Below are 16,579 nucleotides of genomic sequence, written 5' to 3' on the forward strand. Positions count from 1 at the left end.
AATGTTATGAGCTTTCGAAAATTTTGCTAACCTTAATGTTAATATATCAATAAAAATCGAACAGGCCGGGCTTATGAATCAACAATTCCGTCAGGATGCTATTGTCGAGCTAGTTCGCCAGCACGGCTATATGAGTATCGAACAGCTCACCGATCACTTTGCTGTGACGCCACAAACCGTTCGTCGCGATTTAAATACCCTCGCCGATGAAGGCCGGGTACGGCGCGTGCATGGTGGTGTGGGAATTGAGTCAAGCACGGTCAATACCGCTTACAGCACTCGCAAAACGCTGCATCTTGATGAGAAAGAGCGCATTGCCCGCTGTTTAGCGCAGCACATTCCTAATCACTCCTCGCTGTTTATCAATATCGGCACCAGTAACGAAGTGATCGCCCAAGCGCTGTTAGAGCATCAGGGCTTAGAGATCATTACCAATAACCTGAATGTCGCCGCCATCCTGCAGCACAAAGAGGACTTTACCGTGATCATCGCCGGTGGTCAGGTGCGCTCCCGCGACGGCGGTATTATTGGTGAAGCGACGATCGACTTTATCAACCAATTTAAGGTGGATTACGGCATTATTGGGATTAGCGGTATTGATGAGGATGGCTCATTGCTGGAATTTGACTACCAGGAAGTGCGTGTTGCTCAGGCGATCATCGCTAATTCGCGGCGCATATATCTGGCGGCGGACTACTCTAAATTTCACCGTAACCCGGTTGTTCGACAAGGTAACTTGGCACAGTTGGATGCACTATTTACCGACCGCAACCCTCCGGAGGCGATTCAGCGATTGCTCAACCAGCATGATGTAGCACTCTATATCGCCTGACGAGACGAGTTTCGGCCTTGAGCATTACGAGTGGCTGGAGTAGTCTTGAATGATAATAAAGCGAAAACAAACATACAAAAACGAAAGACTCTCCAACAAAGCGAACTTGTTATGTCCTCATTTATTCTCGCCATCGATCAAGGTACCACTAGCTCGCGCGCTATTCTTTTTGACCGCCAAGGAAAGACCGCCGCTGTCGCCCAGCAGGAGTTTACCCAGCATTTCCCCCATGACGGCTGGATTGAGCACAATCCTGAGGATATTTGGGAAACGGTGGTGGCGACCTGTCGTGATGTCATCGAGAAAGCTGAAATTTCCGCTGACCAAATTGCCGGTATTGGTATCACCAATCAGCGGGAAACCACCATTGTGTGGGATCGATCAACAGGTAAACCGCTCTACAACGCCATTGTTTGGCAGGATCGCCGCACCTCTGATATGTGCCAGTCGCTGCGCGATCAAGGCCACACCGAGACCGTCCAAGCTAAAACGGGCCTATTGATTGACCCCTACTTTTCGGCCACCAAACTAGCTTGGGTTCTGGACAACGTCGAGGGTGCAAGGGCGCGCGCCGATAAGGGCGAGCTAGCGTTTGGAACGGTGGATAGCTTTTTAATTTGGCGGCTAACTGGCGGCCGGCAACACGTTACCGATGCGACTAACGCGTCGCGTACAGCGCTGTTTAATATCCATACCCAAGAGTGGGATAAAGAGCTGCTGGCGCTGTTTAATATACCCGCCACTTTGCTCCCCGACGTGAAAGACTCCAGCGATGATTTTGGCACTGCTGAAGCGCACTGGCTGGGTACTTCGCTGCCTATTGCAGGGGTGGCGGGAGACCAGCAGGCTGCCTTAGTTGGCCAGGCGTGCTTTCAACCGGGCATGGGTAAAAGTACCTACGGCACCGGCTGTTTTATGATCGTGAATACCGGGGAAACGCCGTCGCTGTCGCGTAATCGTCTATTGACCACAATCGGCTACCGGCTGAACGGTAAGCCGACCTACGCGATGGAGGGCAGTATTTTCGTGGCCGGGGCGACGGTACAGTGGCTGCGCGATGGCTTGAATCTATTTGCTGACGCCTCGGAAACCGAAGCGTTGGCGCAGAAAACCCGTAGTGGTCACAGCGTCTATCTAGTGCCAGCCTTTACGGGCTTAGGCGCGCCGTACTGGGACCCCAAAGCACGAGGGGCGATATTTGGTTTAACCCGCGATACTGGCATTGCTGAAATAGTCGCTGCGGGCCTGCAAGCGGTTTGCTACCAAACCCGCGACTTGCAGCACTGTATGAACGACGATATGGAAGCTCCCCCCGGTACACTGCGCGTCGACGGCGGTATGGTGAAAAACAGCTGGGTGATGCAGTTTCTTGCCGATATGCTGGGCGTTCAGGTGGATCGACCGACCATCCTCGAAACCACTGCGCTGGGCGCCGCTTATTTAGCGGGGCTGCGACTAGGCTGGTATCAAACCCTGGAAGAGATCGAGCAGCTGTGGCGCTGTGAGAAGAGCTTTATGCCTGCAATGGAGGAGGCTACCCGCGAGCAGCTTTATCAGGGGTGGTTGGATGCGGTGTCAAGAGTGCGTTCTACCTAGATAAGGATCAGTAGCAGATGCTTAATGACTATTTTGTTTAACCATGCTATCCCCCTCACTTAGTTGAGGGGGATGTTTACTCACTGAAATGTTAAACCACGGATGAAGGAGTAGGCGGCAGCGCGGTATCACGGTTCTGTTCAAAATAGTGATTAAAGCGCTCGTCTGCATCCTCGCCAAATAGTACGCGGCAGGCCTCTTTTAAGCCGCTGGATTGACGTAACTGTTCGTGCCGCACTACTAGCGAGACTTTGGCACGACGGCGTAGAAAGTCCTCCAGCTGGGTAATCATTTCATGGTCGCGAGCATGCTCAAGTTCACAGCGGATGTACTCGGTGCCTTCAATTAAGATGTCGCCCTGGGCAGGATCCTGGCGAATTTTCCCCAGCATCTGAACGGCTTGGTCGGCGTAGCGCCGCCAAAGCCGCGTCGATAGCAACTCACCTGAGGTGGACGCCGTCATGGCGTCGAGATTCATGCGTTTGGCTTGATCCATAAACTGCTGTTTCACCGCCTTGGGTGGCTCGCCGTACCACTGAAAATCGGGGTCTGACAGAGCAACGCCCAGGCGGCTCATCTCTTCGGCAATCTCATCCCCAACGTTTAAGCAGTCGGTCAGTTTGCCGCCAAAAATACTGATATGTGCGCTTTCGGTATTGGTGTCGACGACATGCTTGCGCGATAGCTGGAGAAAGTCGCGGTCGCTGCCTTGATCGTCTTTAATAGCTAATGGCCTTACGCCGCAGCGGGTCGAAATAATGTCTTCTTGGCTAAGCGGCTTCGCTAATGTCAGGCGCTTATTGATATTTTCCAGCACAAAAGCGATATCGTCAGCGGTCACTTCGACCTCTGGATGTTCCATATGTGTATCCGTAGTGCCGATACAGGTGCGATTGCCCATGGGGATAACAAAGAACAGCCGACCATCATCAGCGAAAAACGCCAACACGCGTTTGGAGTCGGTTAACTGCGGAACAATAAGGTGAATGCCTTTGGAGTAGAGGTGGTGATGGGTGGTTTTTTGCCCTGTCAGCTCATTATGTTTATCTACCCAAGGCCCCGCTGCGTTGATGAGCACCTTGGCACGAATATCGAAGGTACTGCCATCCATAACGTTACGCGCTTTGGTTACCCAGAGGTCACCGACCCGCTCAGCGCCGAGGGATTCAACGTAGTTGGTGGCAATCGCGCCATAGTTAAGCGCGCGACGTACAAAGTTGAAGACAAATCGAGCATCATTATCGTGCAGGTAAGCGTCGGAGTACTCGAAGCCGCCTACGGAGCCCTCAATGTCGATAATTGGCTCTTCCAGCTTTATCTTTTTCGGCGAGAGCAGTTTCGGCAATTTGGTAAAGCCGTTGCCCATCAGCCAGTACAACCAGGTGCCCGCCCACAGGTAACGCGGTGAGTGGCGGAAACCTTTTGAAATAGTGGTCAGGAAGCGGATCTCCTGAACCGTTGAGGGGTAACTTTTGATCAAGTGATTACGGCTTTTGCACAGCTTGCGAACCAGCGAGAAATCCTTACTTTCCATATACTTAATTCCTCCCCACACGAGGTTGGAGGAGTGCATGCTGGTGCTGCCTGCGAAGTCGCCACGATCAATCAACGCGACTTTCGCGCCTTTGCCCGCCAGCGCCGCCGCCGTGGCCGCGCCATTAATGCCGCCCCCGATAATCAGGGCATCAAAGGTATCAGTGGGTAGTTTTTCAATGTTGCGATTACGCAGTTTCATAGCGGATCCAATTAACTGATTAAAAGCCCCGTTGTAGTGGGAGTTCTCTTTTTTGCTATGGCGCGCCGCCAATGAAACTTGTTACAGGGCGAGCGGTGGCCCGCCCTGTAAGCTTTTACGCGTATGCGTAGTTGCTATTACACATAGGTGTTCTTACGCATAGTCTTTCTTACGCATAGTCTTTCTTACGCATAGTTACTATTGGCGCGAACCGGCTTCCATCCAGGCTTCCATCATTTCATCGTAAGGAACGGTGGTGCCCTGGGGCATTTCATCATCCAGCTTGGGTTTCGGAGCGCCGTCTTGATCCAGCCAGTATTGCGGATCCTGCTCTTCATTGAGCACCGGCGCGTAGCTATCGAACACGTTGGCACGGGCCAGACGATTCATGGTGCTATCCAAATCCGCTGCCAGCTTATCGAGACCTTCTTGTGGCGTGACTTCACCGCTCATCACCGGCGCTAGGTTCTGCCACCACAGTGGCGCCATACGTGGATAGTCGGGCACGTTGGTACCGGTTGGCGTCCAGTTAGACTCGTTGGGGCTACGGTAGAACTCCACCAGACCGCCAAGCTTGGGTGCCATCTCGGTCATCTGCTCAGAGAAAATGTCAGATTCACGAATCGGCGTTAAGCCGTGCATGAGTTTTTCCAGCGAGACCGATTTAGATACGGTGAACTGGGCAAATAGCCATGCCGCGGTGCGACGATCTTCAGGCGTTGAGTCAAAGAATGTCCAAGCACCTACGTCTTGATAGCCAACCTTCATACCCTCTTCCCAGTACGGGCCGGTGGGGGACGGTGCCATACGCCAAAGCGGATTGCCTTCGTCGTCAGTCACCGCCACTGACGGATCGGTCATATCGGCGGTGAAGGTGGTATACCAAAAGATTTGTTGCGCAATATGGCCCTGCGCGGGAACAGGGCCCGCCTCGCCAAATGTCATGCCCTGGGCTTCTTCTGGCGCGTAGTTAGCTAGCCAGTCGACCGCTTTTTGCATGGCGAACACGGACGCCGGTGAGTTAGTGGCGCCGCCACGGCTAACGCTTGCGCCTACTGGCTGGCTGTCTTCATTGACGCGGATCCCCCAGTCATCGACTGGGTTGCCAGACGGCACGCCTTGGCTTCCCATGCCTGCCATGGAGAGCCAGGAGTCGTGGAAGCGCCATCCAAGCGACGGGTCGCGGCGTCCGTAATCCATATGGCCGTAAATCTTGGTGCCGTCTATCTCACCCACATCCTCGCTGAAGAACTTGGCGATATCTTCATAGGCGGTCCAGTTGGTCGGCACGCCTAGTTCGTAACCGTAAATTTCTTCAAACTGAGCCATGATATCGGGGTCAGTGAACCAGTCATGGCGGAACCAATACAGGTTAGCGAACTGCTGGGTCGGCAGTTGATAGATGCTGCCATCTGGCCCGGTGCCGTACTGCAAACCGATAAAGTCGTCTAAATCCAGCGTGGGCAGGGTGTAGTCGGCCCAGCCATTTTCCATTGCTTCCGACAGGTTGATTGTGGTGCCGTAACGGATGTGCGTACCGATGGAGTCGGTGTCGTTGACGAAGCCGTCGTAGATGCTATTGCCCGACTGCATCTGGTTCTGCATGGTGTCCACCACATCGCCTTCGCCGATGATGTTGTGGGTGAGGTTGATGCCGGTAAGCTCGCTAAAGGCTTCTGCTAATACCTCGCTTTCATAAACGTGGGTGGTGAGACCTTCAGCGACGGTTTGAATATCCATATCGCGAAAGGGTTCAGCGGCTTCAGCAAACCACATCAGCTCTTCGATCTGCTCTTCACGGCTCAGCGTCGAGTTTTGGAAATGCTCATCGACCAAACGCTCAGCAATGGCGCGGGCATCCTCTTCCTGTGCTGACAGCGTGCCCGATGCCAGCATTAAGCTGGCGGCGAGGGTGGTCAGTTTGAATTTAGTTAGCCTGGATTTATTGTAGTGCTTTTGCATGGAGACCTCGTTTTGTTGTGCTCTTCCCTGATGGCTTGGCCGTCCTTGATACCGATTTAACGCTGATGGCTATTTTCCCAAGGGCTAGCCCCAACGCATTAAAACAAGCAGCCATACGGCTGATATTGCTAGTGCAATCCAAATGGATAATGCAGTGAAACCGATCACTCCCAGGTGGATAAAGGCCGCAGAGAGCAGGCCGATAAACAGCCGATCACCACGGGTGGTGGCAATGGGTAAAAACCCTTTGCGTTCAATCGTGGGAGACAAAATCTCCCATACCGTCATGCCTGCTAGCATGGCCGCGATTGATGAAAAAAATATGGCGGTGGGCACTGTCCATACCATCCAAGACATAGCGAGATCTCCTCAGGTACGGCCCAGGGCAAAGCCCTTGGCGATATGGTTGCGAACGAAGTAAACCACCAGAATGCCGGGAATAATGGTCAGTACTCCGGCGGCGGCCAGCGTGCCCCAGTCGATCCCCGAGGCAGTCGAGGTACGCGTCATGATCATACCGATAGGCTGAGCATCGGTAGCCGTCAGCGTGCGGGCCAGCAGCAGTTCTACCCACGAGAACATAAATAGGAAGAACAGCGTGACGCCAATGCCAGAGCGAATCATGGGGATAAAAATCTTGACGAAAAAGCGCGGAAAGCTATAACCGTCGATATAAGCGGTTTCGTCGATCTCCTTGGGTACGCTGCTCATAAAGCCTTCCAAAATCCAGATCGCCAGCGGAATATTGAATAGGCAGTGAGCCAGCGCCACGGCGATATGGGTATCGAACAAGCCCACAGAGTAGTAGAGCTGGAAGTAGGGCAGCAGGAATACCGCAGGCGGTGCCATCAGGTTGGTCAGCAGCCAAAAGAACAGGTGTTTGTCACCAATAAACGTGAACCGGCTAAAGGCGTAGGCGGCGGGTAGCGCGACACAAATGGTGATGAGCATATTCATCGCTACATAGAGCATTGAATTGACGTAGCCCATATACCAACTTGAGTTGGTAAAAATGCCGATGTAATTATCGAACGTTACGTTTTGTGGCCACAGCGTCATTGAGCCGAGAATTTCGCTATTGGTCTGTAGCGACATATTGATCAGCCAGTAAATAGGCAGAATCATCAGTGCCAGATAGAGGCCAAGCAAGAGACGTGAGCGCCAGTGCGCACGAGCAGCGCGGTTGCGCCGTTGGGCGGGCGATGCTTTGCTAAAAATGGTGTTGTATTTCTCACCGTGCTGGGTGTTTTCGAGTTGGTAGCTCATGTTAAGCACCTCCATGCGGGGGCTTGTCTTTCTGCATATTCATAATGGTGGTGTAGAACACCCAGCTCACCAGCAGAATGACCAGGAAGTAGATAAGCGAGAATGCTGCAGAAGGGCCTAAATCCTGTTGGCCGACCGCCATAGTGGTCAAGGACTGGCTTAAAAAAGTGGTGGCGCTGCCCGGCCCGCCGCCGGTTAGTACAAAGGGCTCGGCGTAGATCATAAAGGAGTGCATAAAGCGCAGTAGTACAGCGATAACCAGCACATTAGTGAGCTTGGGAAGCTGGATGTAGCGGAATACTGCCCATTTAGACGCACGGTCGATACGCGCTGCTTGGTAATAAGCTTCGGGAATCGAGCGCAACCCGCTGTAACACAGCATCGCTACCAGCGGTGTCCAGTGCCACACATCCATCAAAATGATCGTCACCCAGGCATCGCCTGCATTGCGGGTAATGTTGTAGTTGACGCCTAACTCGCGCAGCCCCCAGCCCATCAGCCCAATGTCGCCACGAGTAAAGATTTGCCAGATACTGCCCACCACGTTCCAGGGGATTAGCAGCGGTAGGGTAATCAGGATCAACACCGCCGAGGCCTGCCAGCCGCGTTTGGGCATAATTAGCGCGATGCCAATCCCTAGCGGAATCTGGATGGCGAGAATAATCAGCGAGAAAGAAATTTGGCGCAGAAACGCTGCTTGCAAAGCATCGTCATTAAGCATGCTTTTAAACCACTCGGTGCCGGTGAAAAAGCTCGCGTTAGGCCCGAGCACGTCCTGCACTGAGTAGTTGACCACGGTCATGAGTGGAATGATGGCGGAAAAAGCCACCAGTACCAGCATGGGAAGTACCAGTAGCCAAGCTTTGTTATTAGGTACTTTGTTATTCATGGCCAGCCTCCACCAAGTATTCATCGATATACAGCGCAACGTAGGCGTCGTCGAGGTGCGCAAACGCCGCGTCACTCACGGGCGGATGGCCTTCAGGCAGGCGTGCCTTAAACGTCTGCTCGTTAAGCTTGAAGGTTAGTAAAGAATAGGTGCCCAGATCCTGCATGCTGGACACTTGAATGGGCACGCTATTGGCCGTCTGGCTTGAGGAAATCGCAATAAACTCGGGGCGGATGCCCAGCTTGATATTGGCAGAGCTGGCATTGGCAATCGCGCGTTTCATCTGCGCGCTAACTGGCATCGGTTGAGCGCCGAACATAACGTGATTGTTTTGATATTCGACAGCCATAAAATTCATGCCGGGGCTGCCAATAAAGTAGCCCACAAAGGTGTGCGCAGGGCGCTCAAATAGCTCTCGCGGTGTACCGAATTGCACCACCTGACCCTCATACATCACGGCAATTTTATCGGCGAAGGTGGAGGCCTCTAACTGATCGTGAGTCACATAGATCATAGTGATGTTAAAGCGCTCGTGAATCTCTTTAAGCTTGCGGCGCAGCTTCCACTTAAGTTGCGGGTCGATCACGGTTAGCGGTTCATCAAACAGAATCGCCGTGACGTCATCGCGCACCAGCCCACGCCCCATGGAGACTTTCTGCTTCTCATCGGCAGTTAAGTTTTTCGCTTTGCGGTCCAGTAGCGGGGTTAGCTCAAGAATATCGGCGATTTCAAGTACCTTGGGTTTTACTCGGTACTCGGGGGTATTCATATTGCGCAGAGGAAAGGCAAGGTTGTCGAACACCGTCATGGTGTCGTAGATCACCGGGAACTGAAACACCTGGGCAATATTGCGCTCTTCTGGGGGCAGTTCATTGACCCGCTGGCCGTCAAAAAGCACATCGCCATCAGACGGTTCGAGCAGGCCGGAAATAATATTCAGCAGGGTGGATTTGCCACAGCCTGACGGCCCCAGTAGTGCATAGGCGCCACCCTGATGCCATACGTGATCCATATGGCGGATGGCGTAATCTCCGGCGCTTGCCGGTGTTTTTTCGTAGGAGTGCGCCAGGCCCGTTAACGTGATTTCAGCCATGAGCAGCTCCTCCTTGGCGCACAGGAATATGCACCGTGTGGCCCTGCTTATCGAAGGCGTACAGTTGATGCGTCGGGAAATAAACTTTTAGCGGTTGATTAACGCTGAACTGATGAATACCGGCCAAATGCAGCACTAGAGGGAAGCGCTCGTGGTGCACATGCAGGAACGTTTCAGAACCGCTAATTTCCGCCACATCCACATGCACATCGAGCGCTAAGTCATCGGCTCGCTCGGGTTGTAGCGTGAGGTGTGAGGCGCGTACGCCAAAATCATACTCGCCCGGCTCGAGACGCTTGAGTTTCTCATCGCAGGGGAAGTGCAGCGATTGATCAAAGGTAATCTCAGTATCGGTAAGCTGGCCGGGAACGATATTGATCGGCGGCTCGGAAAACATTTCAGCGCTGAAGCGTCCGTTGGGCGCACGGTAGATCTGCTCGGTGAGGCCGTACTGAAGTAGTTTGCCTTCATGAAGCACCGCCGTGTTACCACCCAGTGCCAGTGCTTCATTGGGCTCTGTGGTGGCATACACCGCAATGCAGTTACGTGCTTTAAACAGCTCACGCAGTTCATCGCGAAGCTCTTCGCGCAGCTTGTAATCCAGATTGACCAGCGGTTCGTCAAACAAAATTAAGTCAGCATCTTTAACTAACGCCCGGCCCATGGCAGTACGCTGCTGCTGGCCGCCAGAAAGTTCTTGGGGGTAGCGATTTAATAGCTGCTCAATATGCAGCATTTCCGCGACTTCTCTAACGCGCTTATCAATGTCACTTTTAGCCTGCTTGGCCAGCTGTAGTGGTGAGGCTATATTGTCGTAAACGGTAAGGCTGGGGTAGTTGATAAACTGCTGGTATACCATGGAGACATTGCGTTTGCGCACGGAAACGTTAGTTACGTCTTTGCCGTCCATGATGATGTTGCCACGGCTGGGTGGTTCAAGCCCCGCCATTAGGCGCATCAAAGTGGTTTTTCCGGCCAACGTTCGACCCAGCAACACGTTGAAGGAGCCTGGCTCAAGGACTAGGTCGACCCCACTGATATGAGGCACACCGTTAACGATGTGATCGATATTTTGCAAATGTAAGGACATGCCGATCTCGCAAGTGTCATTGTTGTTGGATTAGGGTTGTTGGATTAGGGTTGTTAGATAGGGTTATTGGATAGAATAGACTGTTTTCGTTTACGAAAGGCTAGTTGATCGTTTTCGAACTTGCAACGCGTTTTTGGCCCATCGGTCTACGCATTTAGGTGTAGAAAGCGAACAAAAAAAGCCGACTCTTAACTATAAGAGTCGACTTTTTTACAGGTAACGCTTTGAAATAGCACTACTACTTAGTGTTTCTTTGTTCCTGCTTAGGCGCTGGGGCCGGTTGGCCGTTGTGATTGATCAGCGTGGTCTTGTTCTTGGCAAAGGCATCGTAGGCGAAATCGTCCACGGTGAGCATTTCCAACACTTCAGTTTCGAAGGTGCGCATAAATGCGGCGTCCTCTTCGCTGATCAAACCTTTTTCCAAACCCGCTTCAACGCGTGCTTCTGGGTGTAGCGCCGTCTGTGGCAGTTCGCCTTTGGCATAAGCTTTGTTGACGGTGCGGTATAGTGCTTCGGCACGTTCATAATCGAGCAATAGGGCGTTGTAGCGTGCCAGCGGGTTACGCTGTTCACCATCGTCCGCGTCCCAGGTGTTTTCCAGCAGCTTCGTACGTAGGGCGCTGTGTGTGGAAATACGCTTAGCGATATCACGGGCCAAGTCATCGTGAGGTTTATTCCAGCGGCGACCGGTGGGCATCACCACGGCGTTGAGCGTTTTGCCCAAAGCCCGGTTGGGTAGATTATCGAAAATCTCCACAAACGCCTGCTCGGCACGCTGAAGCAGGAAACGACAGCTGTAATGCAGCAACGCTTCTTCACCCTCAACCTTGCTGCCTGCTTGCCACTGCTTGAGCACCATAGAGGTAAGGTAAAGGTTGGATAGCACATCGCCCAATCGCGCGGAGATCATTTCGCGCTTCTTAAGCGCTGAACCCAGGCTTGCCATGGCGGCGTCGGCACACAGGCCAAAGCCAGCGGAGAGGCGGGCAATATCTTGGGCATAAACCGCGGCGGGGCCGTCGAAGGGTACGCTGGCTTTACCGATGCCAAAGCCCAGGGTAAAGGCCCGCGCCGCGTTGCCAAAGATTAACCCTGTGTGGCCGAAGAAGGCTTTATCAAACGCGTTGATATCGTTGGCGTCTTTAGCCGCCAGCTCGTCCAATACGTATGGGTGGCAGCGAATCGCGCCCTGACCAAAGATCATCAGGTTGCGGGTCATAATATTGGCGCCTTCCACGGTAATCGCTACCGGGTTGGCGCTGTAGCCGATACCTAAGTAGTTACGCGGGCCAAGGGTAACCGCTTTACCGCCGTGAACGTCCATGGCGTCGCTCAGTATGACGCGCTGGAACTCGGTCAATTGGCTTTTCAGAATGGCCGAAGGTACGGCGGGTTTTTCGCCGTGATCGATCATATTAGCGGTTTGATAAACCGTGGCTTGAGAGATGTAGGCCAGTGCCGCCATACGGGCGAGCGGCTCTTGTACGCCTTCCATCTCGGCCACCGGCACGTTGAACTGGCGACGAACACGGGTAAAGCCGCCGCTCCAGCCCAGCGCGTAGCGGGCGGTGCCGGTAGCGCCTGAAGGTAGCGTGATGCAGCGACCGATCGACAGACACTCCACCAGCATCCGCCAGCCTTGGCCGATCATGTCCGGGCCACCAATAATGGTGTCTAGCGGTACAAAGACATCTTTGCCGATAATCGGGCCGTTCATAAACGGGCTGCCGATGGGGTAGTGACGGCGACCAATTTCCATTCCGTCAGTATCGCGAGGGATCAACGCTAAGGTTATGCCGCGATCCTCTTCGTCACCGAGCAGTTTTTCCGGGTCAAACAGACGGAATGCAAGGCCGACTACGGTGGCGATGGGCGCCAGGGTGATCCAGCGTTTTTCAAAATTGAGGCGCAGGCCAAGTACTTCTTCGCCATTAATGGTTTGCTTGCAGACCACGCCTGTATCGGGAAGTGAGGTTGCGTCAGAACCTGCCCGAGGGCCGGTGAGGCCAAAGCAGGGAATCTCACGGCCATCGGATAAGCGCGGCAGGTAGTGATCTTTCTGCTCTTGGGTGCCGTATTTCAGCAACAGCTCGCCAGGGCCGAGAGAGTTAGGCACGCCCACGGTAACCATTAAAGTTTCATTGGCAGAAAGCTTTTGCAGCACCATCGACTGGGCTTTGGCTGAGAAGCCCAGGCCGCCGTACTCCTTCGGAATAATCATGCCGAAGAAGCCCTCTTTTTTCAGGAAATCCCACAGCTGCTGGGGCAGGTCGGCGCGCTCTTGGGCGATATCCCAGGCGTTGCACATGCCAGCGGCTTTAGCGCACTGGTTATCCAGAAAGGCTTGTTCGTCTTCGCGCAGGCCTTCGTCTTTAAAGGCGAGCAGTTTGCCCCACTGGGGCTTGCCTGAGAACAGCTCACCATCCCAGCCAACGCTGCCAGCTTCCAAGGCTGTACGTTCAGTGGCGGAGACTTTTGGCGCGACTTTTTTGAAGATGACGAATAGGCGTGGTGTCAGCCACTTACGACGCAGCGCCGGCAAGCCAGTGGCAGCCACCGCGGCGGCGCCTATTAGCAGCAGTACGCCGATGACCTCGGCATCAAGCAGCAGGCCAACAAGGCCCAATACGCCAAGCACCGCTATCGCTGCCGGGGCGCCTGCTTCACGACGCATAACCACGAGCAAGCCAACAATGGCGAGCACGATAAGGAGTAGGGTGAGCATAGTGTCTCTCTCAGTGGGTGGCCTTTATTGCGGCCAGCTGTTGTTAGAAGTAAGTTAGCAAAATAGGTTGGTAAAAACGTTTAGTCGAACACTTGTTTGAATCTTGGCAGATAGGAGCCGTTTCACGCAAGTATTTAGGCATGTTTAGCGTCGTTAAGGTGGCCGCGTTATCAAAAAAAATGCCATGGCGGTGGGCCATGGCATTTGGAGTGACAAACAGACTAAATATTCAGGCACGTTTGGCCGGTGCCCCGTTGGCGACATAGTAATCAACGCTGGCGCGAGGGAGTGGCTGGTGACCTTTGATATGGTCGGCGATCTTCTCCGCCAGCATGATAGTGGGCGCGTTCAGGTTGCCAGTAGGAATCATCGGGAAGAGTGAGGCATCGACTACGCGTAAGCCTTTAATCCCATGCACGCGGCCTTGACCATCGGTAACCGCCATTTCGTCACTGCCCATCCGGCAGCTACCGCAGGGGTGGTAGGCGGTTTCGGCGTGCTGTTTGACGAAAGCATCGAGCTCGGCATCTGATTGAATGCCTGGGCCTGGAGCGACCTCACGGCCGCGGTATTTATCAAACGCGGGCTGGGCGATGATGTCCCGAGTGAGGCGAATAGCGTCGCGGAACTCTTGCCAATCTTTCTCTTTGGCCATGTAGTTGAACAGAATGCTGGGCGCAGCATGGGGGTCTTTCGAGGTGAGTCGAATACGACCGCGGCTTTCCGAGCGCATAGAGCCAACGTGGGCCTGGAAGCCATGAGCCTGCACCGCGCTTTTACCGTTGTAGCTAATCGCGATGGGCAGAAAGTGGTACTGCAGATTAGGCCACTCTTCTTCGTTGCGGCTACGAATGAAACCGCAGGATTCAAACTGGTTGCTGGCGCCCACGCCGGTGCCGTTGAACAGCCACTCGGCGCCAATTTTGGGCTGGTTGTACCACTTCAGCGCGGGGTAGAGTGAAATCGGCTCTTTACACTCGTACTGAATGTACATCTCCAGATGATCCTGGAGGTTTTCACCCACGCCTGGCAGCGCGTGAACGGTCTCGATATCGAGTTCTTTAAGCAGTTCTGGGTTGCCAATGCCGGAGCGCTGAAGAATCTGTGGTGAGGCAATAGCGCCACCGCACAGCAGCACTTCACAACGGGCGTAGGCCTGCTGCTTTTCGCCTTTTTGCTCATAGCGAACGCCAGCGGCACGCTTACCTTCAAACTCAATAACGTCGGTGACGGCATGAGTTTCGATGGTGAGATTATGGCGCTGTTTGGCCTTATCCAGATAGCCTCTCGCCGTTGAGGCGCGGCGACCTTTAGGCGTCACGAAACGATCCATCGGGCCGAAACCCTCTTGCTGGTAGCCGTTAACGTCTTCGGTTTCCGGATAGCCTGCCTGCTTACCCGCTTCAATAAAGATGCGATAAAGCGGGTTGTTAGTGTTCTTTGGCGTAGTCACGCTGACCGGGCCGTCGCCGCCGTGGTAGCTATTGGCCCCAACGTCACGGGTTTCGCATTTTTTGAAGTAGGGCAGGCAACTTAGGTAATCCCAGTCTTCAAGGCCTGGCTGCTTGGCCCAGTTATCGTAATCCAGCGCGTTGCCGCGGATGTAACACATGCCGTTAATCAGCGAGGAGCCGCCGAGGCCTTTGCCACGGCCACACTCCATACGGCGGCCATCCATATACGGTTCGGGGTCAGTTTCAAACGCCCAGTTGTAGCGCTTTCCCTGCAGCGGGAAGGCTAGGGCGGCGGGCATTTGGGTACGAAAATCAAAGCGGTAGTCTGGGCCGCCCGCTTCTAGCAGCAGTACGCTGACGCTGCTGTCTTCGGTGAGGCGAGTAGCGAGTACATTGCCCGCCGAACCTGCACCGATAATGATGTAATCAAATTCACGAGGTTGAGACATGAAAGCTCCTTAAAACACCGACTCAAACGGGCCCATTTCAATCTGTACGGACTTAGTTTGGGTATAGTGATTAAGCGTCTCGATGCCGTTCTCACGACCAATACCCGACTCTTTATAGCCACCCACCGGCATTTCTGAAGGTGACTCGCCCCAGGTGTTAATCCAGCAAATACCCGCTTCCAGCTGGTGAATCACGCGGTGGGCGCGGTTCAAGCTCTCGCTGAAGACACCGGCAGCAAGGCCGTAAGTGGTGTCATTAGCGCGGCGAATGACTTCCGCTTCGTCATCAAAAGCGAGCACCGACATCACCGGGCCGAAAATCTCTTCGCGCACGATACGCATATCGTCGCTGCAGTCGGTGAATACGGTAGGTGCGGCCCACGCGCCATTGGCGTAGCTACCGGTGTTCCACTCGTCGCCGCCGACTAATAACCGTGCACCTTGCTGTTTGCCCAGGGCAATATACGAGAGCACTTTCTCCTGATGCTCAAAGCTGACTAGTGGGCCAAAGTTGATGCTGGGGTCCATCGGGTTGCCCGCCTTGATGCGCTTAACGCGCTCCACCAACTTGGCTTCAAAGGCATCTTTAACGCTGCGCTCAACAAACACCCGTGTACCGTTGGTACAAATTTGCCCGCTGGAGTAGAAGTTGGCCATCATCGCGGCGTCGGCAGCGCGGTCGAGATCGGCGTCCGCGAAGACTAGCAGTGGCGATTTGCCGCCCAGCTCCATGGTGACGTCTTTTAGCGTCGAGCTAGCCGCGGCGGCCATGACTTTTTTGCCGGTGCCCGCTTCGCCGGTGAACGAGACTTTGGCGATGCCGGGATGGCCGGTGAGCATTGCGCCTACGCGGCCGTCGCCCTGAACAACGTTAAATACGCCGTTGGGCAAGCCCGCCTCGGTGAAGATTTCCGCCAGCTTCATCACCGTAAGTGGAGTCACTTCGCTGGGCTTAAACACCACCGCGTTGCCTGCAGCCAGCGCCGGGGCAGCTTTCCAGCAAGCAATTTGAATCGGGTAGTTCCAGGCGCCAATGGCGCCAATTACGCCCAGCGGTTCGCGGCGGGTATACACAAAAGAGCTATCGCGCAGGGGAATCTGGTTGCCTTCAATAGCCGGTGCCAAGCCAGCGTAATACTCCAATGCGTCTGCGCCGGTGACGATATCGACACTGGCGGTTTCGCTAATCGGCTTACCGGTATTGCGGGTTTCCAGTTCGGCGAGCTCATCGTTACGCTCTCGTAGCAAAGCGACGGCACGCAGTAGAACGCGCGAGCGCTCCATGCCAGTCATCGCCGCCCATTCGCGCTGGCCGCGTTGAGCAGCGGCGACGGCAGTGTCGACGTCGGCTTGGCTAGCTTGGCCGACAGTGGCCAGCAGGCTGCCATCAAACGGGTTGGTAACGGTAAACGTATCGCCTGAGGTGGCGTCTACCTGGCGACCATCAATATAAAGAGGCTGTATTTTTTGAGCGGCCATGTAGGTTTC

Annotated in this window: 12 protein-coding genes; 2 read left to right on the forward strand and 10 right to left on the reverse strand. The window is 54.2% G+C overall.

Features of this window, described 5'->3' with window-relative positions:
• Nucleotides 1-73: 73 nt before the first annotated feature.
• A complete protein-coding gene (locus ACQE2I_RS07875; protein WP_427031041.1) occupies nt 74-832 on the forward strand; it encodes a DeoR/GlpR family transcriptional regulator in 759 nt (252 codons plus the stop codon).
• A gap of 111 nt (nt 833-943) precedes the next feature.
• On the forward strand, nt 944-2,428 hold the full coding sequence (glpK, locus tag ACQE2I_RS07880) for a glycerol kinase GlpK (protein WP_427031042.1): 1,485 nt from the start codon (nt 944-946) through the stop codon (nt 2,426-2,428).
• Between the two features lie 91 nt (nt 2,429-2,519).
• Here the strand turns inward: glpK and ACQE2I_RS07885 are convergent, their stop codons facing one another.
• The 10 genes from ACQE2I_RS07885 to betB form a co-directional block, all read right to left on the reverse strand.
• Nucleotides 2,520-4,163: a glycerol-3-phosphate dehydrogenase/oxidase gene (locus ACQE2I_RS07885; RefSeq protein ID WP_427031043.1), complete on the reverse strand. Its 1,644-nt coding sequence runs from the start codon at nt 4,161-4,163 to the stop codon at nt 2,520-2,522.
• A gap of 198 nt (nt 4,164-4,361) precedes the next feature.
• Complete coding sequence (locus ACQE2I_RS07890; protein ID WP_427031045.1) at nt 4,362-6,125, reverse strand: ABC transporter substrate-binding protein; 1,764 nt, start codon at nt 6,123-6,125, stop codon at nt 4,362-4,364.
• A gap of 84 nt (nt 6,126-6,209) precedes the next feature.
• Entirely contained in the window at nt 6,210-6,482 is a 273-nt protein-coding gene (locus tag ACQE2I_RS07895) for a DUF2160 domain-containing protein (RefSeq protein WP_427031047.1), read from the reverse strand.
• A gap of 12 nt (nt 6,483-6,494) precedes the next feature.
• Nucleotides 6,495-7,391, reverse strand: coding sequence for a carbohydrate ABC transporter permease (locus tag ACQE2I_RS07900; protein ID WP_427031049.1), 897 nt, complete (start codon nt 7,389-7,391; stop codon nt 6,495-6,497).
• A gap of 1 nt (nt 7,392) precedes the next feature.
• The gene (locus ACQE2I_RS07905) at nt 7,393-8,280 is read right to left on the reverse strand and encodes a carbohydrate ABC transporter permease (protein ID WP_427031051.1); all 888 of its coding nucleotides are present in this window, start codon (nt 8,278-8,280) and stop codon (nt 7,393-7,395) included.
• Nucleotides 8,273-9,373, reverse strand: coding sequence for an ABC transporter ATP-binding protein (locus ACQE2I_RS07910; protein WP_427031052.1), 1,101 nt, complete (start codon nt 9,371-9,373; stop codon nt 8,273-8,275). The genes ACQE2I_RS07905 and ACQE2I_RS07910 overlap by 8 nt, the downstream gene beginning before the upstream one ends.
• A complete protein-coding gene (locus tag ACQE2I_RS07915; protein ID WP_427031055.1) occupies nt 9,366-10,463 on the reverse strand; it encodes an ABC transporter ATP-binding protein in 1,098 nt (365 codons plus the stop codon). The genes ACQE2I_RS07910 and ACQE2I_RS07915 overlap by 8 nt, the downstream gene beginning before the upstream one ends.
• Nucleotides 10,464-10,701: 238 nt before the next feature.
• The gene (locus ACQE2I_RS07920; RefSeq protein ID WP_427031057.1) at nt 10,702-13,188 is read right to left on the reverse strand and encodes an acyl-CoA dehydrogenase; all 2,487 of its coding nucleotides are present in this window, start codon (nt 13,186-13,188) and stop codon (nt 10,702-10,704) included.
• Nucleotides 13,189-13,417: 229 nt separating this feature from the next.
• Entirely contained in the window at nt 13,418-15,091 is a 1,674-nt protein-coding gene (betA, locus tag ACQE2I_RS07925; RefSeq protein WP_427031060.1) for a choline dehydrogenase, read from the reverse strand.
• 9 nt (nt 15,092-15,100) lie between these two features.
• Nucleotides 15,101-16,570, reverse strand: a complete 1,470-nt coding sequence (betB, locus tag ACQE2I_RS07930; protein WP_427031061.1) for a betaine-aldehyde dehydrogenase — start codon at nt 16,568-16,570, stop codon at nt 15,101-15,103.
• Between the last annotated feature and the right edge of the window lie 9 nt (nt 16,571-16,579).

Source organism: Halomonas sp. H2 (assembly GCF_050215315.1).
In the GTDB taxonomy this organism is placed as follows: Bacteria; Pseudomonadota; Gammaproteobacteria; order Pseudomonadales; family Halomonadaceae; genus Vreelandella.